At 58.6% G+C, this 26,427-nt stretch carries 23 protein-coding genes; 14 read left to right on the top strand and 9 right to left on the bottom strand.

What is annotated here, in order from left to right:
* Positions 1–79 precede the first annotated feature (79 nt).
* From PSH88_RS26575 to PSH88_RS26555, 5 genes are all read right to left on the bottom strand, one after another.
* Positions 80–2,890, bottom strand: coding sequence for an FAD-binding and (Fe-S)-binding domain-containing protein (locus PSH88_RS26575; RefSeq protein ID WP_305423638.1), 2,811 nt, complete (start codon positions 2,888–2,890; stop codon positions 80–82).
* A complete protein-coding gene (locus tag PSH88_RS26570) occupies positions 2,887–3,558 on the bottom strand; it encodes a LutC/YkgG family protein (RefSeq protein WP_305423636.1) in 672 nt (223 codons plus the stop codon). Before PSH88_RS26570 ends, PSH88_RS26575 begins: the two co-directional genes overlap by 4 nt.
* Positions 3,558–5,012: a LutB/LldF family L-lactate oxidation iron-sulfur protein gene (locus tag PSH88_RS26565; protein ID WP_305423635.1), complete on the bottom strand. Its 1,455-nt coding sequence runs from the start codon at positions 5,010–5,012 to the stop codon at positions 3,558–3,560. The genes PSH88_RS26570 and PSH88_RS26565 overlap by 1 nt, the downstream gene beginning before the upstream one ends.
* Complete coding sequence (locus PSH88_RS26560; protein WP_018929467.1) at positions 5,009–5,833, bottom strand: (Fe-S)-binding protein; 825 nt, start codon at positions 5,831–5,833, stop codon at positions 5,009–5,011. The genes PSH88_RS26565 and PSH88_RS26560 overlap by 4 nt, the downstream gene beginning before the upstream one ends.
* 151 nt (positions 5,834–5,984) lie before the next feature.
* Complete coding sequence (locus PSH88_RS26555; protein WP_305423633.1) at positions 5,985–7,676, bottom strand: lactate permease LctP family transporter; 1,692 nt, start codon at positions 7,674–7,676, stop codon at positions 5,985–5,987.
* A 262-nt stretch (positions 7,677–7,938) separates the two neighbouring features.
* Between PSH88_RS26555 and PSH88_RS26550 the strand changes: the two genes are divergently transcribed.
* The gene (locus PSH88_RS26550; RefSeq protein ID WP_305423632.1) at positions 7,939–8,706 is read left to right on the top strand and encodes a GntR family transcriptional regulator; all 768 of its coding nucleotides are present in this window, start codon (positions 7,939–7,941) and stop codon (positions 8,704–8,706) included.
* A 146-nt stretch (positions 8,707–8,852) separates the two neighbouring features.
* Here PSH88_RS26550 and smpB read toward each other — a convergent pair whose 3' ends face one another.
* Entirely contained in the window at positions 8,853–9,335 is a 483-nt protein-coding gene (smpB, locus tag PSH88_RS26545; RefSeq protein ID WP_007900551.1) for an SsrA-binding protein SmpB, read from the bottom strand.
* A gap of 118 nt (positions 9,336–9,453) precedes the next feature.
* Here smpB and PSH88_RS26540 point away from each other — a divergent pair, with 118 nt between their 5' ends.
* Genes PSH88_RS26540 through PSH88_RS26530 form a run of 3 tightly spaced genes read left to right on the top strand, consistent with a single transcriptional unit; the run spans position 9,454 to position 11,606 of the window.
* The gene (locus tag PSH88_RS26540; protein WP_305423631.1) at positions 9,454–10,857 is read left to right on the top strand and encodes a sodium-dependent transporter; all 1,404 of its coding nucleotides are present in this window, start codon (positions 9,454–9,456) and stop codon (positions 10,855–10,857) included.
* A gap of 7 nt (positions 10,858–10,864) precedes the next feature.
* Positions 10,865–11,299 (top strand): type II toxin-antitoxin system RatA family toxin, encoded by a 435-nt coding sequence (locus PSH88_RS26535; protein WP_030128093.1) that lies wholly within the window; start codon positions 10,865–10,867, stop codon positions 11,297–11,299.
* Positions 11,292–11,606 (top strand): RnfH family protein, encoded by a 315-nt coding sequence (locus PSH88_RS26530; protein ID WP_305423630.1) that lies wholly within the window; start codon positions 11,292–11,294, stop codon positions 11,604–11,606. Before PSH88_RS26535 ends, PSH88_RS26530 begins: the two co-directional genes overlap by 8 nt.
* Before the next feature lie 61 nt (positions 11,607–11,667).
* Here the strand turns inward: PSH88_RS26530 and PSH88_RS26525 are convergent, their stop codons facing one another.
* On the bottom strand, positions 11,668–12,195 hold the full coding sequence (locus PSH88_RS26525) for an outer membrane protein assembly factor BamE (RefSeq protein WP_305483410.1): 528 nt from the start codon (positions 12,193–12,195) through the stop codon (positions 11,668–11,670).
* Positions 12,196–12,292: 97 nt separating this feature from the next.
* Here PSH88_RS26525 and fur point away from each other — a divergent pair, with 97 nt between their 5' ends.
* Positions 12,293–12,697, top strand: coding sequence for a ferric iron uptake transcriptional regulator (gene fur, locus PSH88_RS26520; protein WP_003197684.1), 405 nt, complete (start codon positions 12,293–12,295; stop codon positions 12,695–12,697).
* Positions 12,698–12,772: 75 nt separating this feature from the next.
* Here fur and recN read toward each other — a convergent pair whose 3' ends face one another.
* On the bottom strand, positions 12,773–14,446 hold the full coding sequence (gene recN, locus PSH88_RS26515; protein ID WP_052965677.1) for a DNA repair protein RecN: 1,674 nt from the start codon (positions 14,444–14,446) through the stop codon (positions 12,773–12,775).
* A 240-nt stretch (positions 14,447–14,686) separates the two neighbouring features.
* Between recN and grpE the strand changes: the two genes are divergently transcribed.
* The 8 genes from grpE to PSH88_RS26475 all read left to right on the top strand — a co-directional run bounded on the left by grpE (position 14,687) and on the right by PSH88_RS26475 (position 25,307).
* On the top strand, positions 14,687–15,253 hold the full coding sequence (gene grpE, locus PSH88_RS26510) for a nucleotide exchange factor GrpE (RefSeq protein WP_305423624.1): 567 nt from the start codon (positions 14,687–14,689) through the stop codon (positions 15,251–15,253).
* Positions 15,254–15,355: 102 nt separating this feature from the next.
* Positions 15,356–17,272: a molecular chaperone DnaK gene (gene dnaK / locus PSH88_RS26505; RefSeq protein WP_305423623.1), complete on the top strand. Its 1,917-nt coding sequence runs from the start codon at positions 15,356–15,358 to the stop codon at positions 17,270–17,272.
* A gap of 453 nt (positions 17,273–17,725) precedes the next feature.
* Entirely contained in the window at positions 17,726–18,850 is a 1,125-nt protein-coding gene (gene dnaJ, locus PSH88_RS26500; RefSeq protein ID WP_123355997.1) for a molecular chaperone DnaJ, read from the top strand.
* A 9-nt stretch (positions 18,851–18,859) separates the two neighbouring features.
* Positions 18,860–19,666, top strand: coding sequence for a 4-hydroxy-tetrahydrodipicolinate reductase (gene dapB / locus PSH88_RS26495; protein WP_305423619.1), 807 nt, complete (start codon positions 18,860–18,862; stop codon positions 19,664–19,666).
* A 259-nt stretch (positions 19,667–19,925) separates the two neighbouring features.
* Positions 19,926–21,062, top strand: a complete 1,137-nt coding sequence (gene carA / locus PSH88_RS26490; protein ID WP_008005476.1) for a glutamine-hydrolyzing carbamoyl-phosphate synthase small subunit — start codon at positions 19,926–19,928, stop codon at positions 21,060–21,062.
* A gap of 117 nt (positions 21,063–21,179) precedes the next feature.
* A complete protein-coding gene (gene carB, locus PSH88_RS26485; RefSeq protein ID WP_305483409.1) occupies positions 21,180–24,401 on the top strand; it encodes a carbamoyl-phosphate synthase large subunit in 3,222 nt (1,073 codons plus the stop codon).
* Positions 24,398–24,874 carry a transcription elongation factor GreA gene (gene greA / locus PSH88_RS26480; RefSeq protein ID WP_010463507.1) on the top strand — a complete coding sequence of 159 codons (477 nt, stop codon included), beginning with the start codon at positions 24,398–24,400 and terminating at the stop codon, positions 24,872–24,874. Before carB ends, greA begins: the two co-directional genes overlap by 4 nt.
* A 28-nt stretch (positions 24,875–24,902) precedes the next feature.
* Positions 24,903–25,307 carry an MFS transporter gene (locus tag PSH88_RS26475; RefSeq protein WP_305423617.1) on the top strand — a complete coding sequence of 135 codons (405 nt, stop codon included), beginning with the start codon at positions 24,903–24,905 and terminating at the stop codon, positions 25,305–25,307.
* A gap of 9 nt (positions 25,308–25,316) precedes the next feature.
* Here PSH88_RS26475 and PSH88_RS26470 read toward each other — a convergent pair whose 3' ends face one another.
* Positions 25,317–25,625, bottom strand: a complete 309-nt coding sequence (locus PSH88_RS26470) for a YhbY family RNA-binding protein (RefSeq protein ID WP_305423615.1) — start codon at positions 25,623–25,625, stop codon at positions 25,317–25,319.
* 105 nt (positions 25,626–25,730) lie between these two features.
* Between PSH88_RS26470 and rlmE the strand changes: the two genes are divergently transcribed.
* On the top strand, positions 25,731–26,363 hold the full coding sequence (gene rlmE / locus PSH88_RS26465; RefSeq protein ID WP_003177853.1) for a 23S rRNA (uridine(2552)-2'-O)-methyltransferase RlmE: 633 nt from the start codon (positions 25,731–25,733) through the stop codon (positions 26,361–26,363).
* Positions 26,364–26,427 lie beyond the last annotated feature (64 nt).

Here is a 26,427-nt window from a genome sequence, read left to right as displayed (position 1 = left end):
GCTGCCAACTTCGGGGAAGATCCCGCTTTGCGGGACTTGATCGGTGGACTGCGGCAGTACGCCAGGGTTCTATTTTTCTTCAGGTCGCCCTGGCCCGGGTCACACGATCCACCAGATAAACCAGCCCGTGGTAGTCAATTCCACTGTGTTGCGTCAGACCAATCTCACAGGTGCGGCTGGTGGAAATCCCTTCACTGCATTGCTGCACCGCGTCCTTCAGCGTGCGTAACGAATGGGCATTCAATTGCGGGGTGGTGAAGCCCTTGTCACCGGCAAAGCCGCAGCAGTGAATGCCTTCCGGGATGACCACGTTTTTACTGCATTTACGCGCAAGATCGATCAACGCCTGGCTCTCGCCGAGATGCTGAGTGCTGCACGTGACATGCACCGCGATCGGCGCTTCCTGGGGGATGAAATCGAGACGATCCATCAAGTGAGTGCGAATGAAACGCACCGGGTCGTACAGGTCCAGTCGCACGTCGCCCAAGTCCTGAACCAGCCGCAAGGTGCAGGGGCTGGTGTCGCAATAGATCGGGTCGAGCCCGCCGCGGCTGGCGTGCAGCAGTGCGCCGATCAGTTCCTGGCGCTTGTGTTCGGCCTGTTCGGCGTAGCCTTTGGAGGCGAATGGCTGGCCGCAGCAAAGATTGTCCTGATTGTCCGGAAAAACTACTTGGTAGCCGGCCTTTTCCAACAGACCACGGGTTTTTTCGTACAGCGACATTTGCTCTTTATCACCCGCCGCCGGGCCCATGACCCGCGACACGCAGGCCGCCAGGTACACCACCTGAGGCCGCTCGTCCGACAGGCTCGGGCTGAAACGAATGGCTCTTTCCGGCTGTGGCATGGCGTTGGTCCATTGCGGAACCTGACCCTTGGACAGCCGCGTCAGCGATGCCGAAAGCTTCGCCAGGCGTGGCGCTCCCAACAGCATCCGCGCACCGTTGGCCACGTGCAGGGTGAAGCGCGCGCCTTGCAACGCGGTGGCGAAATGTCCTTCAATCCAGTTGGCGGTTTTCGTATGCGTTGCCTTACGGCCGCGGAGCTTTTTCACCAGCTCGCCGGTGTTGATTCCTACAGGACAACGTTGTGCACACAGGCCTGTGGCGGCGCACGTATCGATGCCTTGGTATTCGTAGGCTTGTTCTAGTTCGGTGGTGTCTGTGCCGGCGCGTTTCTTCGCTTGAATGTCACGCCAGATCACGATGCGCTGGCGTGGGCTCAGCGTCAGGCCTTTCGATGGGCACACCGGTTCGCAGAAACCGCACTCGATGCACTTATCCACAATCTCATCGGCGGCGGGCAGCGGCTTCAGATGCTTGAGGTGGATCTGCGGATCGTCGCTGAGCACCACGTCCGGGTTGAGAATGCCGTTGGGGTCGAGCAGGCGTTTGAGCTGCCACATCAACTGGTAAGCGTCGCTGCCCCATTCCAGTTCGACGAAGGGCGCCATGTTACGGCCGGTGCCGTGTTCGGCTTTCAGCGAACCGCCGAATTCAACGGCCACCAACTGCGCGACGTCGTCCATGAATGCCTGGTAGCGTGCGACTTCTTCCGCGCTGTTGAAGCCTTGGGTGAAGACGAAGTGCAGATTGCCTTCCAGGGCGTGTCCGAAAAGGATCGCTTCGTCGTAGTGATGTTTGTCGAACAGCTCGATCAAGCGGTTCACGCCGCTGGCCAGTTGTTCCACCGGGAAGGTCACGTCTTCGATGATCACCGTGGTACCGGTTTTGCGCACCGCGCCGACGGCAGGGAAGGTGTCCTTGCGGATTGCCCAGAGCCGGGCGTTTTCCACCGGGTCTTCGGTGAAGTCCACCTGCTTCTCCACCGGGAACCCAGTCAGCGACGCCATGATTTGCGCCAGTTGCTCCTGCAGCAACGAGGACGAAGCGGCGCGGGATTCGATCAGCAGGGCGCAGGCATTGGTCGACAGCTGTTGTACGAAAGCCGGCATGCCGGGCTTGTCCTGCACCGAGCGCAGACTGCGACGGTCCAGCAGTTCCACGGCCGACACCGGTTGGCTTTTCAGCACGGTGACGGCGTTGCAGCAGGTTTCCACATCCGGGAACACGATCAGCGCCGACGCCTTGTTCGGGTGGTCGATTACCGTGTCGTAGGTCACCGCGCTGATAAACCCGAGTGTGCCCTCGGAGCCCACCAGCAAGTGGCTCAAGATATCCACAGGCTCGTCGAAATCCACCAGGGCATTGAGTGACAGCCCAGTGGTATTTTTCAGACGGTATTTGTGGCGAATTCTCGCAGCCAGTTCGGCATTGGCGCGGGTCTCGCGGCCCAACGTCGCCAGACGCTCCAGCAGTTCGGCGTGGCTCTCACGGAAGGCCGCGACACTGGCGGCGTCTTCGGTATCGAGACGGCTGCCATCGGCCAGCACCAGGCGAATTCCGGCCAGGGTGTGATAGGTGTTCTGCGCCGTGCCGCAGCACATGCCGCTGGCATTATTGGCAACGATGCCGCCGATTTTGCAGGCGTTGATCGACGCTGGATCCGGACCGATCTTACGTCCGAACGGTGCCAGCCAGGCGTTGGCCTGGGCACCGATCACGCCTGGTTGCAGACGGATCTGTGTACCTTGCCCGCGAATCTCGCGACCGTTCCAGTTATCTCCCAGCACGATCAGCACTGAATCACTGATGGCCTGGCCCGACAGGCTGGTGCCGGCGGCGCGGAAGGTCACCGGGACTTTATCCCGCTGTGCCAGTTTAAGTAGCGCCACCACTTCGTCTTCGGACTCGACACGAATCACCAGTTTTGGAATCAACCGGTAGAAACTGGCGTCGGTGCCAAAGGCCAAAGTCGACAGCGGATCATCGAAACGTCGCGCTTCAGGAATCAATTGCTGCGCATCTCGCAGGAAAGCCACAGGTAGACTCATTGGTCCTCCAGGATCAGAACGACCAAGTCTTTCGGGCCGTGGGCACCGTAAGCCAGCACTTGCTCGATGTCGGCAGTCTTCGATGGGCCGGAGACCAGCAAGGCGTTGGTCGGCATGCCTTGGGCCCATTCGAATTCCTGTTGCACCTGATAGAAGTTGTCGCGGATTTCACTGGCCTTGAGCAGGGCGAAATGCACCGGCGGCACCAGGCTCATCAGGCGCGGTTCTTCCCGCGTCGGCCAGAGAATCAGGCTGCCTGTCGCGGCGATCGCCCCGAGAGTAATGGTCAGGCTGGCCGGGGTATCGTTGAACAACTCGGCTTTCCATTCCTCGACCGGGCGGTCGTAGGCTTTTAGCGCTGGCAGGCCAGGATTTTTCGCCCAATGCTGAGTGATGCGTTGACCGTGAGGTGTCGTCGGCGCAATCAACAGGCTCGGCAATTGGCGATCCTGCAGCAGTTGCGCCAGCAATTCGGGCCAGCCTTCTTTGGACGTCAGGTGAATTTCGGTGTGCACCGCTTCCATCAGTTTACGCAGTTGCGAGATACGTTGATCGGGCGCGTAGGTGTAGGGCTCGGTCACCAATTCGACATCGAAGTTGTCAGGCACCGGCGTGGTACCCGTCAGACTGTTGCGCAACTTGGCGAGGATATTTTGCTTGGCGCTCATCAACGGTCTCCCTGTTTGGCCAGATGCTCGCGGGCCATGTCATGCAGTGAGCGGGCGGCGGGTTTCGGTGCGCTGTGGTTCTGGGTCCATGGGCCGACGTTGCTCGGCGTCAGCGCGCGCAGGCGGGTGGCGAAGAAGCCGAACAGACGATAGAGCGTCGGCGAGCTGTTGAGCTTCGCCCAGGCGTTCCAGATAAACCGTTCTTTGCGCGAGTATTTGCTGCCCTGACCGCGCATGACTTGATGCGGGCTGTCCGGGGTTTTGACGTTCTCTTCCCGTAGGCGACGCAGCAATGCGGGGATCGGAATTTTTACCGGGCAGACTTCACCGCAAGCGCCACATAACGAAGACGCGCTCGGGTGGTCGGGGACTTTCGCCAGGCCGACCATGTGCGGGGTGATGATTTTTCCGATAGGCCCAGGGTAAACCTCCCCATAGGCATGACCGCCGATTCGTGTGTAGACCGGGCAATGATTCATACAGGCGCCGCAGCGGATGCAGTTCAGGGTCTGGCGCAATTCGCTGTCGGCAAACGCCTGGCTGCGGCCGTTATCGAGCAATACCAGGTGCACTTCCTGCGGGCCGTCGAGTTCATGTTCCTTGCGCGGCCCGGAGATCATGTTGACGTAGGTGGTGATCGGCTGGCCGAGCGCCGAACGGGTCAGCAGCGACAACAGCGGTACAACGTCCCGCAGGTTTTCGACGACTTTCTCGATGCCCGTGACGGCAATGTGTACCGGTGGCACGGTGGTCGACATGCGCCCGTTGCCTTCGTTTTCCACCAACAGCAGGGTGCCGGTTTCGGCCACGGCGAAGTTGACGCCGGAGACGCCGATGTCTGCTTCGAAGAATTTCTGTCGCAAGACTTTGCGACCGATCTGAATGAGTTGGTCAACGTCCTTGGTGTACTCCACGCCAAGTTTGTCGTGGAACAAGGACGCGACCTGACCGGCATTCTTGTGGATCGCCGGCATAATGATGTGTGAAGGCTTCTCGTGGTCGAGCTGGACGATGTATTCCCCCATGTCCGACTCCAGGCATTCAATGCCTTGAGCCTCGAGGAAATGGTTCATCTCCATCTCTTCGCTGACCATCGATTTGCCCTTGATCACTTGCCGCGCCTCGTGAGCGCGGATGATCGATAAGACGATGCCATTGGCTTCGTCCACCGTTTCCGCCCAGTGCACTGTCACACCGTTGCGGGTCAGGTTCTGTTCAAGCTGCTCGAGCAGGTCGGGCAACTTGGATAAAGCACGGGCGCGGACAGCATTGCCCAGCACTCGCAGATGTTCTCTTTCATGGGCATCGCTGAAGGACGCTGCCCGTTTGCTCATCAGTGAATCCATTGCAGTGCGAAAGTTGTTTCGCAGTTGCGTGTCAGCCAAAGCCTTGTGAGCCCGGGCGCGAAAATCTTCTTCTACGGCAACCGTAGGAATAAGCGTGGAAGTGCTCATCGGGCACCTCCGGTACGCTGCCACAGGAAACTGGCCAAATGCTGACCGCGCAACGCTTCCTGCTGTTTCTCCAACGAGCCATTGATGTTCATCAGGCAACCGCAGTCGGCACTGAGTACCTTGTGCGCGCCGGATTCCTTCAACGCCCGGGTCTTGTCAGCCACCATCGCGCCGGAAATATCTGGCATACGGACGCTGAAAGTCCCACCAAAGCCACAGCATTCACTTTCGTGGCTGTGGTCGACTCGCTCCACATTGCTTAGCTGCGCCAACAACTCACGGCCATGCAGGTGGGTGTTCATTTCACGGCGTGCCGAGCACGACGTGTGCAGCGCCACTTTGACCGGTTCGCCGCTGTCCTTGAGCTGCACCTTGCAGACAAACAGCAGAAACTCGGCCAACTCATAAGTCCGTGCCGCGAGGGCCTGAACCTGTTTCAACGTCTGCGGCTCGTCCTTGAACAAGTCGGCGTAATGTTCGCGCAACATGCCCGCGCAAGAACCCGACGGCACCACCACCGGATAATCCCCGGCAAACAGCGCCAGTTGCGAGCGCGCCACGGTCCTGGCCTGTTCGGTGTAACCCGAGGTGTAGGCCGGTTGCCCGCAGCAGCTCTGCCCTTGCGGGTATTCAACACGAATGCCCTCGCGTTCCAGCAGGTGGATCGCGTCCATCCCGGCTTCGGGGTAGAACAGATCCACCACGCAGGTCCCGAACAGGTACACCCGTGACGGTTTTTCGCTGGGGTATTGCCGAGGCTCGGGCAGTGGCGGGGCGACGCGGGTCGCGTTCGGCACAGCGTTGTAAAAAAGCTCGCTCATCAGGCGTGTCTCCGGGTGGTCCCGGTTATCCGTCCGCTGAGGCTGCTGAATATAGAGAGACAAGCTTTCAGCAGCCTTGCAGACCCGGTTATGAATAGCTGACGCCGGGGGCGTAATCCGGCGTCGGTTTTTTCTGTGTGGCGTGTAGTGCTTAGTGCACCAGCATGCCGGTGAACCAGTAGGCCTGAGCCAAAGTAATCAGGCCGACGATCGTTGCAAAGAATAGGCTGTGCTTGAGGGTGAAGCGGAACAGATCCGATTCCTTGCCCACCAACCCGGTCGCGGCGCAGGCCACAGCGATCGATTGCGGCGAAATCATCTTGCCGGTCACACCGCCGCTGGTGTTCGCCGCCACCAGCAAGGTGTCGTTGACGCCGATCTGGTGCGCGGTGGTTGCTTGCAGCGAACTGAACAGTGCGTTGGACGAAGTATCGGAGCCGGTCAGGAACACGCCGAGCCAGCCGAGGAACGGCGAGAAGAACGGGAATGCCGCACCCGTACCTGCCAGTACCAGAGCCATGGTCGACGACATGCCCGAGTAGTTGGTGACGAAGGCAAAGGCCAGCACCATGCCGATGGACAAAATCGGCCAGCGCAGTTCGTAGACAGTCTCTTTAAAAGTGGTCAGACCAGTTTTTATATTGATCTTCAGCACCAGCATCGAGATCAGCGCGGAGAAGAAAATCGCCGTGCCAGTCGCAGAAATCGGATCGAGTTTGAACACCGCCGGAATCGCCGTCGGGGCGGTCACGATCGGGGCGACCTTGATCACCATTTGATCCAGATGCGGAATCGCGAAGTTGAACACCCAGCTATACATCGAGCCGCCGGCAGCGAACATCGCCTTGAACGGTTTCAGCGTCCAGATGGTGACCAGTACGGTGAGGATCAGGAACGGCGACCAGGCTTTGAAAATTTCCCCCAGGCTGTAGGGCGAAGCCACGGTGGTGCGCGGTTGACCGAAACCACCGGCGCTGGCCACCACGGAAGCCGAGACCGCGCCGACGATGTGGGCTCCAGCGGCGCGTTTTGGCTGCCAGATTTTCAGGAATAGCGTCAGAGAAACCAGGCTGGCCAGCGCCGAGGTGATGTCCGGCAGTTCCGGGCCGATGAAGTTCGAGGTGAAGTACTGGGTGATGGCGAAACTCAAACCGGCCACCAATGCAGCCGGCCATGTTTCCCGAACGCCGCGCAGGCCATCCATCATGAATACCAGCCAGAACGGCACGAACAGCGACAGCAATGGCAACTGGCGACCGGTCATGGCGCCGATCTTGAACGCGTCGATGCCGGTGACTTGCCCGGCGACGATGATCGGAATTCCCAGTGCGCCGAAAGCCACCGGTGCGGTGTTGGCGATCAGGCACAGGCCCGCGGCGTACAGCGGGTTGAAGCCCAGTCCCACCAGCAGCGCGGCGGTAATCGCTACCGGTGCGCCGAAACCGGCGGCACCTTCCAGGAACGCGCCGAAGCAGAAACCGATCAGCAGTACTTGCAGGCGTTGGTCATCGGTAATCGACAGCACTGAGCTGCGGATCACTTCGAACTGGCCACTTTTGACCGTCAGTTTGTAGAGGAATACCGCTGCCACGATGATCCACGCAATCGGCCACAAGCCGTAGGCGAAGCCATATCCGGCTGCCGCGAAGGCCATATCGACCGGCATCTGGAACGCGAAGATTGCCACGGCAATCGACAGCGCGAGGGTAATGCTGCCGGCCACATGGCCTTTGAGGCGGAATACGGCCAAGGCCAGGAAGAAAAATACGATGGGGATGACGGCCGCGAGTGCGGACACGCCGAGACTGCCGAGCGGGCTGTAGAGCTGTTGCCAGGTTTGCATATGGGGTGGCCCCTAATTGTTGTTGGTCAGGCACTGGTCAGCGTTCTTGGATAATTGGTAATACCAATTTACAATCGCTGTTGGCTAGGGTAAAAGCCTTGTATGCGGTGTGTCAATTTGCCGCCCTAAAACTTTTGTCGAATGAGCGGTGCAGAACGCATCTGATCTGTTCGATCAAACGTCGCCTGGTAGGTGCTGGCGCAGCGCCGATAGGCCAGAATAGAGAGCCCGGCGAGCCGCCGGGATCGTGGAGAATTGAGTGATGGGGTTTGATCAGATTCGGCAGCGCCGTTTGTCTGACGATATTGTCGAGCAACTCGAAGGGATGATTCTCGAGGGCACCTTGAAGGCTGGCGAACGCCTGCCGGCAGAGCGTGCGTTGGCCGAGCAGTTCGGCGTGTCACGCCCTTCGTTGCGCGAAGCGATTCAGAAATTGGCCGCTAAAGGATTGCTGGTCAGCCGTCAGGGCGGCGGTAACTATGTGGTGGAATCCCTGGGCTCGACGTTCAGCGATCCGCTGCTGCATCTGCTGGAAAGCAACCCCGAAGCCCAGCGTGATTTGCTGGAGTTTCGTCATACGCTGGAAGCATCCTGCGCTTACTACGCGGCACTGCGCGCCACGGACGTGGATCGTGAGCGGCTGACTGCAGCCTTCGATGAATTGCAGGACTGCTATTCGCGCCATGACGAAGTGAGTCGGGCGGAAGAGGGCACGGCGGACGCAAATTTTCACTTGGCGATCGCCGAGGCCAGTCATAACGCGGTATTACTGCACACCATTCGTGGTTTGTTCGACCTGCTCAAGCGCAACGTGGTGACCAACATCGGCGGCATGTACAAACAGCGTTCCGAAACCCGCGACATGTTGATCGCGCAGCACAGAGAATTGTATCTGGCGATTATCGAAGGAAGGGCGGAGCAGGCGCGGGAGGTTTCCAGCCGGCACATTTTGTATGTGCAGGAAGTGCTGGAAGAGGTGCGTCAGGAAGTGCAGCGCGTGGCTCGGGCGGAGCGGCGCAAGGGGATGTAGTCAATTCACTGTGATGAGGGAGCTTGCTCCCGCTGGGGCGCGAAGCGGCCCCTGGGCCAGGACCGTTAAGCAGATCGTTTACGACTGCTTCGCAGCCGGGCGGGAGCAAGCTCCCTCGCCACAAAAGCCGCGATCAAGCAGGAAAATTAATCTTCCTTGCCCTTGTTTCGCACCGCACGCTGCAATTCACGACCGGCGTCGCGCTCGCGTTCGGTATCGCGCTTGTCGTATTCCTTCTTGCCCTTGCCCAGAGCGATCTCGCACTTGACCATGTGCTTGCTCCAGTACCAGGAGAGGCACACGCAGGCGTAACCTTTTTGCTGCACGGCAGCGGCCAGCTTTTCCAGCTCGCGCCGGTTGAGCAGCAATTTTCGGGTGCGGGTCGGATCAGCGATGACGTGGGTGCTGGCAGTCATCAGCGGCGTAATGTGGCTGCCGAGCAGCCAGGCTTCGCCATCCTTGAGCAGTACGTAACTGTCAACCAGTTGTAGCTTGCTTGCCCGCAAACTTTTTACTTCCCAGCCGGCCAGGACCAGACCAGCCTCGAACTTATGCTCGATGAAGTAATCGTGTCGCGCCTTTTTGTTCTGCGCGATGGTCCCTGTTGGGTGTTTCTTCTGTTTAGCCATAGGGGCGGCATTATAGGGAGTTGCAAGCGAGTCGGCTACGGTATCGCTACGTGCTTGAGCAGGTTGATTGAATCCCGGACAATGCGGCCTCTTTTTTGAACGCTTGGGCGTGATAACGATGTCGACAGACAAGGTTTCTGTCCACGGCAGTTGGGCTAGCCGCTGGGTCTTCATACTCGCCGCGACCGGTTCGGCCGTGGGGCTGGGTAGTATTTGGAAATTCCCTTACATGGTCGGCGTCTACGGTGGCGGAGCCTTTGTGCTGATGTTCCTGGCCTGTATCGCGCTGATCGGTGTACCCGTGATGCTGGCCGAAACCCTGATCGGTCGGCGCGCACGGCAGAGCCCGGCGAATGCCTTGAAGGTCCTGGCGCTGGAAGCGGGGCATTCGGCGAAATGGTCCTGGGGCGCATTTGCCGGGATGATCACGGCGCTGCTGATTCTGTCTTTCTATAGTGTGGTGGGCGGCTGGTCGCTGGATTACATCATCGACATGGGCCGTGGCGACTTCCAGGGAGTGACGCCTGATCAGGTCGGGGCTTATTTCGGCAATGTGATCGCCGACCCGTGGCGCCTGACACTTTGGCATACGATTTTCATGCTGCTGTCCGCAGTGGTGATCGCCAAGGGCGTGGTTGCCGGGCTGGAGCGTAGCCTGCGGATCATGATGCCACTGCTGTTCGTGATGGTGATTGTCCTGCTGGGCTACAGCATGACCACCGGCCACTTCATGGAAGGCGTGCATTTCATGTTCGACTTCCATCCGGAAAAAGTCCTCGACGGCCTGCTGCCCGCCATGGGCCACGCGTTCTTCTCGCTGAGCGTGGGCGTCGGTTCAATCATGATCTACGGTGCCTACATGCCGAAAAACTCATCGATTTCTGGCACCGTCGTGGGCGTGGCATTGCTCGATACGTTCGTTTCGCTGGTGGCCGGTCTGGCATTGTTTCCGATTGTGTTCGCTGCTGGCCTGAACCCGAGCGAAGGCCCTGGCCTGATGTTCGTCAGCCTGCCATTTGCCTTTGGCAACGTAGCGTTCGGTCAGTTGATGGGCGTAGTGTTCTTCGTGCTGGTAGCAATTGCAGCCTGGAGTTCGGCGATTTCCCTGCTCGAACCGATGGTGGCTTACCTGGTTGAGCGCACGAAAATCAGCCGCGCCTGGGTCACCTTCTGGTTGGCATTCATTTGCTGGTTCGTCGGTTTGGGCACCGTGTTTTCCTTCAATATCTGGAAGGAAGCCAAGTTTTTCGTGAACGAAGGCGGGATGTTCCACCTCTATCAATGGGGAGCAACCGGTGGTTTGGACTTCTTCGGTGTGATCGATTTCTTCACCTCGCGGATCATGTTGCCACTCGGTGGTTTGTGTTTCGTGGTGTTTGCGGGCTGGGTGATGGGGCGTGAAGCGGTGCGCGACGAATTGTCGATCCGCCGTCCGGTGCTGTTCGCCCTGTCCCTGTTCTTGATGCGCTATGTGGCGCCCATCGGCATTCTTGTAGTGTTTGCCGCCCAGCTGTGGAAGTAACGCTGACATGACGACACACATTCAACGTTCGGCCCTGCTGCCGTATCCGGCACAAGCGCTTTATGACCTGGTCAACGACGTGGCCCGCTATCCGGAATTCCTGCCGTGGTGCTCATCGGCCGAAGTCTTGGAAAGCACTCCTGAGCTTATGCGTGCCAGCGTCGGCGTGGCCAAGGGGGGGCTTAGTCAGCATTTCGTGACGCGTAATACCTTGGTACCCGGGCGTTCGATCGAGATGAACCTCGAGGAAGGTCCATTCAGCCAGTTGCACGGCGTCTGGGTGTTCAAGCCGTTGGGCGAGAAGGCCTGCAAGATCAGTCTGGATTTGTCGTTCGACTATTCGGGGCCGCTGGTGCGAGCGACGTTGGGGCCTTTGTTCAATCAGGCGGCGAATACGCTGATGGACGCGTTTTGCCAGCGTGCGAAACAGATGCATGGTTGAGGCCGTGATAAAGATCGAAGTGGTGTATGCCGCTGTTGATCGTCAGGTGCTGCTGGCCGTAACCGTACCGGTGGGCGCAACGGTGCGAGATGCGTTGCTCAAATCCGGCCTGAACAGCGAATTCCCTGAATTGGATCTGGCCAGTTGTCCGGTTGGGATCTTTGGCAAAGTGATCGCTGAGCCGGCCAATCGTCCGGTTCAGGCAGGGGATCGCCTCGAGATTTACCGACCGTTGCTCGCCGATCCGAAAGAAGTTCGCCGGTTGCGCGCCGCCAAGGCGGCCGAGGCCAAAGCCCGGAATCAGTGATCCGGTTAAACGCCAGACGATAAAAAACCCGGACATGCCGGGTTTTTTATTGCGTCGCAAATTATTGCGGCGAAGTTTCCAACGGTTCTGGTGTCGGGACTGGAACAGTTTCCACGTTGTCCACGTCCTTCTGGATCTGGTCCAGCAACGAACCTGGCTTGACCGGTTTTTCTGGCTTCGGCTTCTCGGCGTTTTCGGCAGGTGTGGTCACGGTAGTGCCACTGTCCTTGCCGAGAATGGCTTCGTCGCGGCTCACGCCTGGCATGAAGTCGCCAGAGAGGCTGACAAGTTGGTCATTTGGGTTGAAGATAACGCTAATGCGTTCCTGTTGGCGTTCACCACCACCCGGTTGCAGGCTGTACAGATAATCCCAGCGATCGGCATGGAACGTGTCAGTCAGCAGAGGGTTACCCATGATAAACCGTACTTGCCGGCGGGTCATTCCCGGGCGTAACTGGTCTATCATGTCCTGCGTGACGACATTGCCCTGCTGGATGTCGATTTTGTAAACCCCGGGGAATGAACAACCGGCGAGTGCGAGCAGTCCCACAAAGGTGAAACTGGTTAGCAAGAGCTTGGTGTTTTGCATCGGTGGGCGACTTCCACTATCTTGGCTGGGACAACGTAAACGCCGATCATACCCGCATTAAGAGAAGCTGCGAAGCAGCATCGCGAGAAAGCTGACCATGGTTGAAAATAGCGAACTACGCAAAGCCGGCCTCAAAGTGACCCTTCCACGGGTCAAAATTCTGCAAATGCTCGATTCCGCCGAGCAACGCCACATGAGTGCCGAGGATGTCTACAAGGCGCTGATGGAGGCTGGTGAGGACGTCGGTCTGGCCACGGTTTACCGTGTTCTGACCCAGTTCGAGGCAGCTGGCCTTGTGGTGCGGCACAACTTCGACGGAGGCCATGCGGTCTTCGAGCTGGACGACGGCAAGCATCACGACCATATGGTCAACGTCGAAACCAGTGAAGTGATCGAATTCTTCGACGAAGAAATCGAGCGGCTGCAGAAAGCAATCGTCGACAAGTATGGCTTCGAGATGGTTGATCACAATCTTGTACTGTACGTGCGCAAGAAAAAGTAAGCATGTCGCGCGAACCTCAGGTTCGCGAAACGAGCGAAGGCGACCCCAGGGTCGCCTTCGTGCTTTCTGCCGTTCTCAAATTTTTGCGGTAACAACCATCTTTTTCGCGTGCGCCAGTGATTCCTTGGTGAGATCGATGCCGCCCAGCATCCTCGCCACTTCTTCGACACGATCGGTCTTGCTCAGTTTGGAGACGGCCGTATGCGTGGCGTCTTCACCGCGGACCTTGTGTACAAATAGATGTTGATGCCCCTGCGCCGCCACTTGCGGCAAGTGAGTCACGGTCAGAACCTGCCCACGCTCCCCTAGGCGTCGCAGCAACTGGCCGACAATCTCGGCGGTCGGGCCGCCGATACCCACGTCCACTTCGTCGAACACCAGGGTCGGTACGCGCGAGGTCTGTGCGGTGATCACCTGAATCGCCAGGCTAATACGCGACAGTTCGCCACCCGAAGCCACTTTTGCCAGGGCTTTCAAGGGTTGCCCTGGGTTGGCACTCACCAGTAGTTCTACCTGTTCGAGCCCATTGGGCAACAGTTCGTCGCTGCTGTTGGGGCGCAGTTCGATGGTAAAGCGGCCGCCGGGCATGCCCAGGCGCTGGATTTCCTGTTCCACGGCACTGGCCAGGCTGCTCGAGGCTTGATGCCGCAGATCGCTCAGGTCCCGAGCTTTCTCCTGATAATGGCGGGCGTAGGAGGCCAGCTCATCGCTCAGTCGTTCGATGGATTCGTCATTGGCATTCAGGGTTTCGATTTCATCGAGTAGCTTTTGTTGCATCTCGGCGACTTCGGTCGGCTGGATGCGGTGTTTGCGCGCCAGGGTATAGATCGCATCGAGGCGCTCTTCCAGGTATTGAAGGCGGGCCGGATCGGCGTCGAAGTTGTCGAGAAAGCGGTTCAGCTCGCCTACGGCTTCTTCAACCTGAATCTGCGCGCTGGTCAGCAGGCTGCTGGCTTCGCCCAGGGCTCCGATTGAATTGTTCACGCTCGATAGGCGGTTAAGGCTGGCGGTCAGCGCGTTCAGTACGTTGCCGGAATCACTTTCGCTGCATTGTTCGACCACTTGCCGACAAATGCCCAGCAAGGTTTCGGCGTTGGTCAGGTTCTTGTGTTCCTGTTCCAGCTGCTCCAGCTCGTTTTCGCCGAGGCCGAGGTTTTCCAGTTCTTCGAGTTGATAACTGAGCAACTGATGACGGGCGCGTTGTTCGTCGCCGGAGTTGGAGAGGCGTTCCAGTTCCTGGCGGGTCTGGCGCCAGCGTTGGGCGGCCAGTTGCACTTGGCGGGCCAGGTCCGTGGCACCGGCGTATTCATCAAGCAGGCGGCGGTGAGTATCGGTTTTGAGCAGGGATTGGTGTTCGTGCTGGCTGTGGATGTCGATCAGCAACTCGCCCAGGGCCTTCAGGTCACCGAGAGGGCAGGGAGTGCCGTTGATGTAGCCGCGCGAGCGTCCTTCAGCGGTGATCACTCGACGCAGAATGCACGGGCCGTCGTTCTCGAGGTCGCGCTCGGCCAGCCAGGCGCTGGCTTCCGGGATGTCGACCAGATCGAAGGTGGCCAGGATATCGGCCTTGTCGGCGCCCGGGCGGACCACGCCGCTGTCGGCGCGATCGCCAAGGGTCAGGCCCAGGGCGTCGAGCATGATCGACTTGCCGGCGCCGGTTTCCCCTGTGATCACGCTCATCCCGCGATCGAGTTCGAGATCGAGATGTTCAACGATGGCGTAGTTGTGTACGGACAGGTGCACCAGCATAAAGGCCGCTCCCAGGCTTTAGGTCTGGTTATTTATACAGTGTTTTGTTTCTGGCTGACAATGCCCCCTCTTAGGTCGATTTGCTTGATCTGAAGAAATCCTTAGCGCATCGAGGAATGACAATGCAGCTGTTTTTGTAGGGTTAATCATCAAATAGCCCTTGAAGCTGAATTTTGCGGCCCCATATACCGGGGCAGAAGCGCGAGTTGAGCTCGCGGACGATATTGGAAGGAGAAATCTATGGCTGACGAACAGACAGTGGATACGCAAAATCTAGACGCCAACCAGGGCCCCGAGGCTTCGGGTGAAGACCTGGCGGCTCGTGTACAAGTGCTCGAAGAGCAATTGGCTGGTGCGCAGGATCAGGCTTTGCGTGTAGCCGCCGATCTGCAGAACGTCCGCCGTCGTGCCGATCAGGACGTTGAAAAGGCTCACAAATTCGCCCTGGAAAAGTTCGCTGGCGACCTGCTGCCGATCATCGACAGCCTGGAGCGTGGCCTGGAGCTGTCCAGCCCTGACGACGAAAATATTCGTTCGATGCGTGAAGGGATCGAGCTGACCCTGAAAATGTTCCAGGACACCCTGAAGCGCTATCACCTGGAAGCGATCGATCCTGAGGGCGAACCCTTCAACGCCTCGCATCATCAGGCAATGGCCATGCAGGAAAGCGCCGACGTCGAGCCAAACAGCGTGCTCAAGGTGTTTCAGAAGGGCTACCAGCTTCACGGTCGCCTGCTGCGCCCGGCCATGGTCGTGGTCAGCAAGGCGCCTGCGCCGGTTTCGCCTTCGATTGACGAGCAGGCTTGAAATTAGCCGCAAGGCCCCCATTTAGAAGTCAAGCGTTTAAGTGCTACCGCAGTCAGCCACCACTGCTGCGGCATCCAAATCCAAAGTTTCGGGAGAGTGAACATGGGCAAAATTATCGGTATCGACCTGGGGACTACCAACTCCTGCGTCTCCGTGCTGGAAAACGGCAAGGCCAAGGTTATTGAAAACGCTGAAGGCGCGCGTACCACGCCGTCGATCATCGCTTATGCCAACGACGGTGAAATCCTGGTTGGCCAGTCGGCCAAGCGTCAGGCAGTGACCAATCCGCATAACACCCTGTACGCGGTGAAGCGTCTGATCGGTCGTCGTTTCGACGAAGAAGTCGTACAGAAAGACATCCAGATGGTCCCTTACAAGATCGTCAAGGCTGACAACAACGACGCCTGGGTTGAAGTGAACGGTCAGAAAATGGCGCCGCCACAAATTTCTGCCGAAATTCTGAAGAAAATGAAGAAGACCGCCGAAGACTACCTCGGCGAGCCTGTGACCGAAGCGGTGATCACCGTTCCGGCCTACTTCAACGACAGCCAGCGTCAAGCCACCAAAGACGCCGGCCGCATCGCGGGCCTGGACGTTAAACGTATCATCAACGAACCAACCGCAGCCGCACTGGCCTATGGTATGGACAAGGCGAAAGGCGATCATACCGTGATCGTTTACGACTTGGGCGGCGGTACGTTCGACGTTTCCGTGATCGAAATCGCTGAAGTCGATGGCGAGCACCAGTTCGAAGTGTTGGCCACCAACGGTGACACTTTCCTGGGCGGTGAAGACTTTGACATTCGTCTGATCGACTACCTCGTTGACGAATTCAAGAAAGAAAGCGGCATGAACCTCAAGGGTGACCCGCTGGCCATGCAGCGCCTGAAAGAAGCCGCTGAGAAAGCCAAGATCGAACTGTCCTCGAGCCAGTCGACCGACGTGAACCTGCCGTACATCACTGCAGACGCTACCGGTCCTAAGCACTTGAACGTGAAAATCTCCCGCGCCAAGCTCGAAGCGTTGGTGGAAGACCTGGTTCAGCGCACCATCGAACCTTGCCGCATTGCGATGAAAGATGCCGGTATTGACGTCAGCAAGATCGACGACGTAATTCTGGTCGGCGGTCAGACCCGTATGCCAATGGTGCAGAAAGCTGTTTCCGACTTCTTCGGTAAAGAAGCTCGTAAAGACGTTAACCCTGACGAAGCTGTTGCCATGGGTGCTGCTATCCAGGGCGCGGTATTGGCCGGTGACGTGAAAGACGTTCTGCTGCTCGACGTCAGCCCGTTGACCCTGGGTATCGAAACCATGGGCGGCGTGATGACCGCACTGATCGAGAAAAACACCACGATTCCTACCAAGAAATCGCAAGTGTTCTCGACTGCCGACGACAACCAGGGCGCAGTGACCATTCACGTGCTGCAAGGTGAGCGTAAGCAAGCCGCACAGAACAAGTCCCTGGGCAAGTTCGACCTGGCCGAGATCCCACCAGCTCCACGTGGCGTGCCACAAATCGAAGTGACCTTCGACATCGACGCCAACGGCATCCTGCACGTCGGCGCGAAAGACAAGGCTACCGGCAAGACTCAGTCGATCGTGATCAAGGCCAACTCGGGTCTGTCCGAGGAAGAAATTCAGCAGATGGTTCGTGATGCTGAAGTGAACGCTGAAGAAGACCGCAAGTTCGAAGAACTGGCCAGCGCCCGTAACCAAGGCGATGCCCTGGTTCACTCGACGCGCAAAATGGTCGCTGATGCTGGCGACAAAGTGAGCGCTGAAGAGAAGACTGCAATCGAAGCCGCTGTAGTTGCCCTGGAAGCCGCCATCAAAGGCGACGACAAGGCTGCTATCGAAGCCAAAGTTGAAGAGCTGTCCAAGGTCTCCGCGCCAGTGGCTCAGAAAATGTACGCCGAGCAGGCTCAGCCAGCTGAAGGCGCGGCGCCGAAAGACGAATCGGCTGAAAAGGCTGACGACGTTGTCGATGCCGAGTTCGAAGAAGTCAAAGACCACAAGTAAGTTGTTGGTCGCCCGGTTGACTGCCTTCAGGCGGTGACTGGTAGGATGTCGCCGCGCGGGAGCTTGCTCCCGCGTTGGCGTGTCTGGAGTAAGCGAATTTTTACAGCATGCGACAAGGGCGGGTTTAGTGGCTTGTTCATTAGAGCAAGTTCGGATGCCTGAGCGCCATAACCAAGGCGCTGCGACGACTCATAGCTCGCTATGGGGAGGAGCGGCAACGCAGGGTATGGGGCTCGGGCGCCGGAATTGCCTAACGAACAAGCCATTCAGTCCGCCCAGGTGCTGGTGGTATGGCCGAGGATGCTCCTGCTTTTCGAGCCGAAAGTACCGCATCGAATCAAAGACCAGGATCGTTGAATTGACGTGAGTTGGGTCCGGGCCTGTATTGGGGCTCAACGAGTTTGGCGAGGCTCAGGAGAGGTTTGCCGAACGTCCTTAAGAGTGCAAAGACTTATGGCAAAGCGTGACTATTACGAAGTATTGGGTGTTGAGCGTGGTTCAAGCGAAGCGGACCTGAAAAAGGCCTACCGTCGCCTGGCGATGAAGCACCACCCGGACCGTAATCCCGATGACAAAGCGTCGGAAGATATGTTCAAGGAGGCCAACGAGGCCTACGAAGTGCTGTCCGATTCCAGCAAGCGCGCGGCCTATGACCAATATGGTCATGCCGGTGTCGACCCGAGCATGGGTGGCGGCGGTGCCGGGTTTGGCGGTCAGAACTTCTCCGACATCTTTGGCGATGTCTTCAGTGACTTCTTCGGTGGCGGTCGCGGCGGTTCCCGTGGCGGCGCTCAGCGCGGCAGCGACCTGCGGTATACCCTGGAGCTGAACCTGGAAGAAGCGGTGCGCGGCACTACCGTGAATATCCGCGTTCCGACACTGGTCAACTGCAAGCCGTGCGATGGCTCGGGTGCCAAGAAAGGTTCCTCGCCGATCACTTGCCCGACGTGCGGCGGTATCGGTCAGGTGCGCATGCAGCAGGGCTTCTTCTCGGTGCAGCAGACCTGCCCGCGCTGTCATGGTCAGGGCAAGATCATTTCCGACCCGTGCGATTCCTGCCACGGCGAAGGTCGTGTCGAAGAGTACAAGACCCTGTCGGTGAAAGTGCCGGCCGGTGTCGACACCGGTGACCGTATTCGCCTGTCTGGCGAAGGCGAGGCGGGCGCGCAGGGTGGTCCGACCGGCGACCTGTACGTGGTGATCAATGTGCGTGAGCACGCGATCTTCCAGCGTGACGGCAAGCACCTGTTCTGCGAAGTGCCAATCAGCTTCGTCGACGCAGCGCTGGGGGGCGAGCTGGAGATTCCGACCCTCGATGGTCGGGTCAAGCTGAAGATTCCGGAAGGGACTCAGACGGGTAAGCAGTTCCGTGTTCGCGGTAAAGGCGTCGCGCCGGTTCGTGGTGGCGGTGCTGGTGACTTGATGTGCCGTGTGGCGGTCGAAACCCCGGTCAATCTGGGTCGTCGTCAGCGCGAATTGCTGGAGGAGTTGCGCAGCTCCCTGGCGGGTGACAACAGTCATTCGCCGAAAACCACCGGTTGGTTCGAAGGCGTGAAGCGCTTCTTCGGCGATTTGTAAGGAGTCGGCATGCGACGTATAGCTGTGATGGGCGCTGCCGGGCGCATGGGCAAGATTCTGGTCGAGGCGGTGCAGCAGCGCGCGCCGCTGACCGGGCTGACGGCAGCCATCGTGCGCCCTGGCAGTACGCTGATTGGCGTGGATGCTGGTGAATTGGCCTCGCTGGGGCGTATCGGCGTTCCGCTGTCCGGCAAGCTGGATGCGGTGGCCGATGAATTCGATGTGTTGATCGACTTCACGCTCCCTGAGGTCATGCTGAAAAACCTGGCGTTCTGCCGCAAGGCGGGCAAGGCCATGGTGATCGGCACGACGGGGTTGGACGCCGCGCAGAAGCAGTTGCTGGTCGAGGCGAGCGAAGATATTGCGATTGTGTTCGCGGCCAATTTCAGTGTCGGTGTAAACCTGTCGCTGAAGCTGCTCGACATGGCGGCTCGTGTGCTGGGCGATGACGCTGATATCGAAATCATCGAAGCCCATCATCGGCACAAGATCGATGCGCCTTCAGGCACAGCTCTGCGCATGGGTGAAGTGATTGCCAATGCGCTGGATCGTGATCTGCAGAAAGTTGCGGTCTATGGTCGTGAGGGTCACACCGGTGTGCGCGAGCGTGAAACGATCGGCTTTGCCACTGTGCGCGGTGGTGATGTGGTCGGTGATCATACGGTGCTGTTCGCCTGTGAGGGTGAGCGACTGGAAATCACGCACAAGGCATCCAGTCGAATGACCTTCGCCAAGGGCGCGGTGCGTGCAGCTTTATGGCTGGACAGTCGTGAACCAGGCCTTTACGACATGCAAGACGTGCTCGACCTGCGGTAAGATGTGCCCGAAATCGGGTTCAAACTCAGCGTTTGGGCCCGGTTTTATTCCGCCAAGCGACGTCCTGTCGCATTCTCCGGCCTTTAGGGCTCATTGGCGGTAGACCAAAAATGCCTTTTTCTGTAAGCTACAGCTTTAGTGTGTCCACTAAAAGCGCGCAGAATAATTCGGTGAAGAAGCGGGGTGACGTGTCCATACGTCACTCCGCTTTTTTACAACCTGCGATCGCCCTTTCAGGCTTTATTTACGGGAGGTCTTCTTGACTAAGCCAGCCATACTCGCCCTTGCTGATGGCAGCATTTTTCGCGGCGAAGCCATTGGAGCCGACGGTCAAACCGTTGGTGAGGTGGTGTTCAACACCGCAATGACCGGCTATCAGGAAATCCTTACCGATCCTTCCTACGCCCAACAGATCGTTACCCTGACTTACCCGCACATCGGCAATACCGGCACCACGCCGGAAGACGCCGAGTCCGACCGCGTCTGGTCCGCTGGCCTGGTCATCCGTGACCTGCCACTGGTTGCGAGCAACTGGCGCAACACGATGTCACTGTCTGATTACCTGAAAGCCAACAATGTGGTGGCAATCGCCGGTATCGACACCCGCCGCCTGACACGCATCCTGCGTGAGAAAGGCGCACAGAACGGCTGCATCATGGCCGGTGACAACATCTCCGAAGAAGCCGCCATCGCCGCCGCTCAGGGTTTCCCTGGCCTCAAAGGCATGGACCTGGCAAAAGTCGTCAGCACCAAAGAGAAGTACGAGTGGCGCTCGACTGTCTGGGATCTGAAAACCGACAGCCATGCGACCCTCGAAGCCTCCGAGCTGCCATACCACGTGGTGGCTTACGACTACGGCGTCAAGCTGAACATCCTGCGCATGCTGGTCGAGCGCGGTTGCCGCGTAACCGTGGTGCCGGCACAGACTCCGGCCGCCGAAGCGCTGGCACTGAAACCGGACGGCGTGTTCCTGTCCAACGGCCCGGGCGACCCTGAGCCATGCGACTACGCGATCCAGGCAATCAAGGACGTGCTGGAAACCGAGATTCCGGTGTTCGGCATCTGCCTCGGTCACCAACTGCTGGCTCTGGCCTCCGGCGCCAAGACCCTGAAAATGGGCCACGGCCACCACGGTGCCAACCACCCGGTTCAGGATCTGGACAGCGGTGTGGTGATGATCACCAGCCAGAACCACGGTTTTGCGGTAGACGAAGCGACCCTGCCAGGTAACGTTCGGGCGATCCACAAATCGCTGTTCGACGGCACCCTGCAAGGCATCGAGCGTACCGACAAGAGCGCCTTCAGCTTCCAGGGTCACCCTGAAGCCAGCCCTGGCCCGAACGACGTAGCGCCACTGTTTGATCGCTTCATCAACGAAATGGCCAAGCGACGCTAATCGCTCGCCTTGATGTAGCGAAGCCTGAGGGCGGTCCCGAAACCGGTGGCCCCCTCAAGGCTTCAGAGATTGAACAAGACGGCTTGCCGACTGACCTGCGGATTTGAGTGACAACCCATGCCAAAACGTACAGACATTAAAAGCATCCTGATTCTCGGCGCTGGCCCGATCGTGATCGGCCAGGCCTGCGAATTCGACTACTCCGGCGCCCAGGCCTGTAAAGCCCTGCGCGAGGAGGGTTACCGCGTCATCCTGGTGAACTCCAACCCGGCGACCATCATGACCGACCCGGCCATGGCCGACGCCACCTACATCGAACCGATCAAGTGGCAGACCGTTGCCAAGATCATCGAGAAGGAACGCCCGGACGCGCTGCTGCCAACCATGGGCGGCCAGACCGCTCTGAACTGCGCCCTGGACCTGGAGCGCGAAGGCGTTCTGGAGAAGTTCGGCGTAGAAATGATCGGCGCCAACGCTGACACCATCGACAAGGCCGAAGACCGTTCGCGCTTCGACAAGGCGATGAAATCCATCGGTCTGGACTGCCCGCGTTCGGGTATCGCCCACAGCATGGAAGAGGCCAACGCGGTTCTCGATCGTCTGGGCTTCCCGTGCATCATTCGTCCATCTTTCACCATGGGCGGCACCGGTGGCGGTATCGCTTACAACCGTGAAGAGTTCGAAGAAATCTGCGCCCGCGGTCTGGACCTGTCGCCGACCAAAGAGCTGCTGATCGACGAATCGCTGATCGGCTGGAAAGAGTACGAGATGGAGGTTGTCCGCGATAAGAAGGACAACTGCATCATCGTCTGCTCCATCGAAAACTTCGACCCGATGGGCGTGCACACCGGTGACTCGATCACTGTTGCACCAGCACAGACCCTGACCGACAAGGAATACCAGATCCTGCGTAACGCCTCCCTGGCGGTACTGCGCGAGATCGGCGTGGAAACTGGCGGTTCCAACGTGCAGTTCGGCATTTGCCCGGACACCGGCCGCATGGTCGTGATCGAAATGAACCCGCGGGTATCCCGTTCCTCGGCCCTGGCCTCGAAAGCCACCGGTTTCCCGATCGCCAAGGTCGCGGCTAAACTGGCCGTCGGTTACACCCTCGACGAGCTATCGAACGACATCACCGGTGGCAAGACCCCGGCGTCCTTTGAGCCGTCCATCGACTACGTCGTCACCAAGCTGCCACGCTTCGCCTTCGAGAAATTCCCGAAAGCCGACGCACGCCTGACCACTCAAATGAAGTCGGTTGGTGAAGTCATGGCCATCGGCCGGACCTTCCAGGAATCCCTGCAGAAAGCCCTGCGCGGTCTGGAAGTGGGCGTTTGTGGTCTGGACGAGAAGCTCGACCTGAGCAACCCGGAAAGCATGAGCATCCTCAAGCGCGAACTGACCGTGCCGGGCGCCGAGCGTATCTGGTACGTCGCTGACGCGTTCCGCGCCGGTCTGTCGGTCGAAGACATTTTCGGCATGAACATGATTGATCCGTGGTTCCTGGTGCAGATCGAAGATCTGATCAAGGAAGAAGAGAAGGTCAAGACCCTGGGTCTGGCCAGCATCGACCGCGACTTGATGTTCCGCCTCAAGCGTAAAGGCTTCTCCGACATGCGTCTGGCCAAGCTGCTGGGCGTAACCGAGAAGGCTCTGCGTCGCCACCGTCATAAGCTGGAAATCTTCCCGGTCTACAAGCGCGTTGACACCTGCGCTGCCGAGTTCGCCACCGACACCGCTTACCTCTACTCGACGTACGAGGAAGAGTGTGAAGCTGCGCCTTCGGGTCGCGACAAGATCATGATCCTCGGTGGCGGTCCAAACCGTATCGGCCAGGGCATCGAGTTCGACTATTGCTGCGTACACGCGGCACTGGCCCTGCGCGAAGACGGTTACGAGACCATCATGGTCAACTGCAACCCGGAAACCGTTTCCACCGACTACGACACCTCCGATCGTCTGTACTTCGAGCCAGTGACCCTGGAAGACGTACTGGAAATCGTCCGTGTCGAGAAGCCGAAAGGCGTGATCGTCCAGTACGGCGGCCAGACTCCGTTGAAACTGGCGCGTGCCCTGGAAGAAGCCGGCGTGCCAATCATCGGCACCAGCCCTGATGCCATCGACCGTGCCGAAGACCGTGAGCGCTTCCAGCAAATGGTTGAGCGTCTGAATCTGCGTCAGCCGCCAAACGCCACCGTGCGCAGCGAAGACGAAGCGATTCGTGCCGCAGCCAAAATCGGTTATCCGCTGGTGGTTCGTCCGTCCTACGTACTGGGCGGTCGCGCGATGGAAATCGTCTACGAAGAAGAAGAACTCAAGCGCTACCTGCGTGATGCGGTGAAAGTGTCCAACGACAGCCCGGTGCTGCTCGATCACTTCCTCAACTGCGCGATCGAAATGGACGTGGATGCGGTCTGTGACGGCACCGACGTGGTGATCGGCGCGATCATGCAGCACATCGAGCAGGCCGGCGTTCACTCCGGTGACTCCGCGTGCTCCCTGCCGCCGTACTCGCTGCCTGCTCACATCCAGGACGAGATGCGCGAACAGGTCAAGAAAATGGCCTTGGAACTGGGCGTTGTCGGCCTGATGAACGTTCAGCTGGCGCTGCAAGGCGAAGACATCTACGTCATCGAAGTCAACCCGCGCGCTTCCCGGACTGTGCCGTTCGTGTCCAAGTGCATCGGTGTTTCCCTGGCAATGATCGCGGCTCGCGTGATGGCCGGTAAAACCCTGAAGGAAATCGGCTTCACCAAAGAAATCATCCCGAACTTCTACAGCGTGAAAGAGGCGGTGTTCCCATTCGCCAAATTCCCTGGCGTGGACCCGATCCTGGGCCCTGAGATGAAGTCCACCGGCGAAGTGATGGGCGTGGGCGATACCTTCGGCGAAGCCTTTGCCAAAGCCCAGATGGGTGCCAGCGAAGTGCTGCCGACTGGCGGTACCGCGTTCATCAGCGTGCGTGACGATGACAAGCCACTGGTTGCAGGCGTGGCCCGTGATCTGATCAACTTGGGCTTCGAAGTGGTCGCCACTGCCGGTACTGCCAAGCTGATCGAAGCCGCAGGCCTGAAAGTGCGTCGTGTGAACAAGGTGACCGAGGGGCGTCCGCACGTGGTCGACATGATCAAGAATGACGAAGTCACCCTGATCATCAACACCACCGAAGGTCGCCAGTCGATCGCCGATTCCTACTCCATTCGTCGTAATGCCTTGCAGCACAAGATCTATTGCACCACTACCATTGCTGCTGGCGAAGCTATCTGCGAAGCGCTGAAGTTCGGTCCCGAGAAGACCGTGCGCCGCTTGCAGGATTTACACGCAGGATTGAAGGCATGATCAAATACCCAATGACCGTCCAGGGCGCGAAAGCCCTGGAAGAAGAGCACGCTCACCTGACCAAGGTCGTCCGTCCGAAGCTCAGCCAGGACATCGGTACGGCCCGCGAGTTGGGTGACTTGAAAGAAAACGCCGAATACCACGCTGCTCGTGAGCAGCAGGGTATGGTCGAGGCGCGGATTCGTGATATCGAAGGCCGGATTCAGAATCAGGTCATCATCGATGTCACGACCATTCCTCACACCGGCAAAGTGATTTTCGGCACCACCGTTGAAATCGCCAACGTCGAGACTGATGAAAGCGTCACTTACCACATCGTGGGTGAGGATGAGGCTGACTTCAAACTCGGCAAGATTTCGGTGGGTTCGCCACTGGCCCGCGCCTTGATTGCCAAGGAAGAGGGTGATGTGGTCGCCGTGAAAACGCCAGGTGGCGTTATCGAGTATGAGATTGTCGAAGTTCGCCACATCTGAAAGAAGGCGCCCGCTACGTGCGGGCGCCATGCTTTGGCAGCTGACCCAAATGTTGTGGGTTGGCGGCCTGTGGCTGTTGCACATCGGTCTGCTGCCGGTGCTGGGGCGAATAGGCCTGGCACCGCTGCTGATCGACGAAATTGCAGGCATGCTGAATACGCTGATGGTGGGATTTGCCACAGTGTGTGTGATTTTTCAGGCTTTGGTGCTGGTTCAGGCCGAGGGCCTTGCCAGTCTATGGCGCGATATTCGCGGGCAACTGCTGATGATGGCGCTGTATGGGGGCGCGATGTATTTCGCGGTCCACGTCGGCTGGCCGCAGGCGGCGCATTGGCAGCTGTTCAGCTATCTTGTTCTGGGGTTTTCCGGGCTGGTGCTGGTGATGCAACCGGTGCCGGGATGGAGTATCAGGGTGCGCGAAGCACACCCTTGACCCTTGTCATCACTTGAAGCGATGGACGTTCGACAGCTGCTTGTTGACGCTGAAGTTCTTGCGGTAAATCAGCGCCATCTTGCCGATGACCTGAACCAGATCGGCTTTGCCGACCTTGCAGAGCTCTGCAATGGCTGCCAGGCGCGATTCGCGATCGAGGATGTTGAGCTTGATTTTGATCAGCTCGTGATCCGCCAGCGCGCGTTCAAGTTCGGCTAACACACCTTCAGTCAAACCGTTGTCAGCCACAATCAAAACTGGTTTCAGATGGTGGCCAATGGATTTGTACTGTTTCTTCTGCTCTTGAGTGAGCGGCATAATCTGACCCCTGCGTCTGATCTTGTAAAAAGCGGCGGCCAGTTTACCCGAGCGAGTCCGGGACCGCCCAGTTAATCACGACCCGTTTTATTTTCGAGGTGGCCCGTGGCCCGTTCCAAGACAAGTCTTAAATGGCTGCAAGAGCATTTCAACGACCCATTCGTGAAAATGGCGCAAAAAGACGGGTATCGCTCCCGTGCCAGCTACAAGCTGCTGGAGATTCAGGAAAGGGATCGTTTGATCCGTCCGGGCATGAGCGTGATCGACCTGGGCGCCGCCCCGGGTGGCTGGTCCCAGGTGACCAGTCGTCTGATTGGCGGGCAAGGCACACTGATCGCCTCCGACATCCTGGAGATGGACAGCATCCCGGATGTGACCTTCATTCAGGGCGACTTCACCGAGGACGCCGTACTGGCGCAGATCCTTGAAGCGGTCGGAAAAAACGAAGTGGACCTTGTGATTTCCGATATGGCCCCCAATATGAGTGGATTGGCGTCTGTTGATATGCCGCGATCGATGTTCCTGTGCGAGCTGGCACTGGATCTTGCGACTCGGGTGTTGAAGCCAGGTGGTGATTTTTTGATCAAGGTCTTCCAGGGTGAAGGCTTCGACGAATACCACAAGAGCGTTCGCAAGCAGTTCGAGAAGGTCACGACGCGCAAGCCGAAATCGTCACGCGATCGCTCCCGCGAGCAGTACCTGCTGGGCCGTGGTTTCCGTGGTCGCAGTGAGGAATAAGAGGTTTTTCGAGCGGGGCGATAGGTTTTTCGTATTTCGTCCCGTGAGCATTAGCGAATACTGT

The sequence above is a fragment of the Pseudomonas wuhanensis genome (assembly GCF_030687395.1).
GTDB classification, from domain to species: domain Bacteria; phylum Pseudomonadota; class Gammaproteobacteria; order Pseudomonadales; family Pseudomonadaceae; genus Aquipseudomonas; species Aquipseudomonas wuhanensis.
The sequence above is the reverse complement of the archived record's forward strand: the minus strand, read 5'-3'. Positions and strand labels throughout refer to the sequence as shown.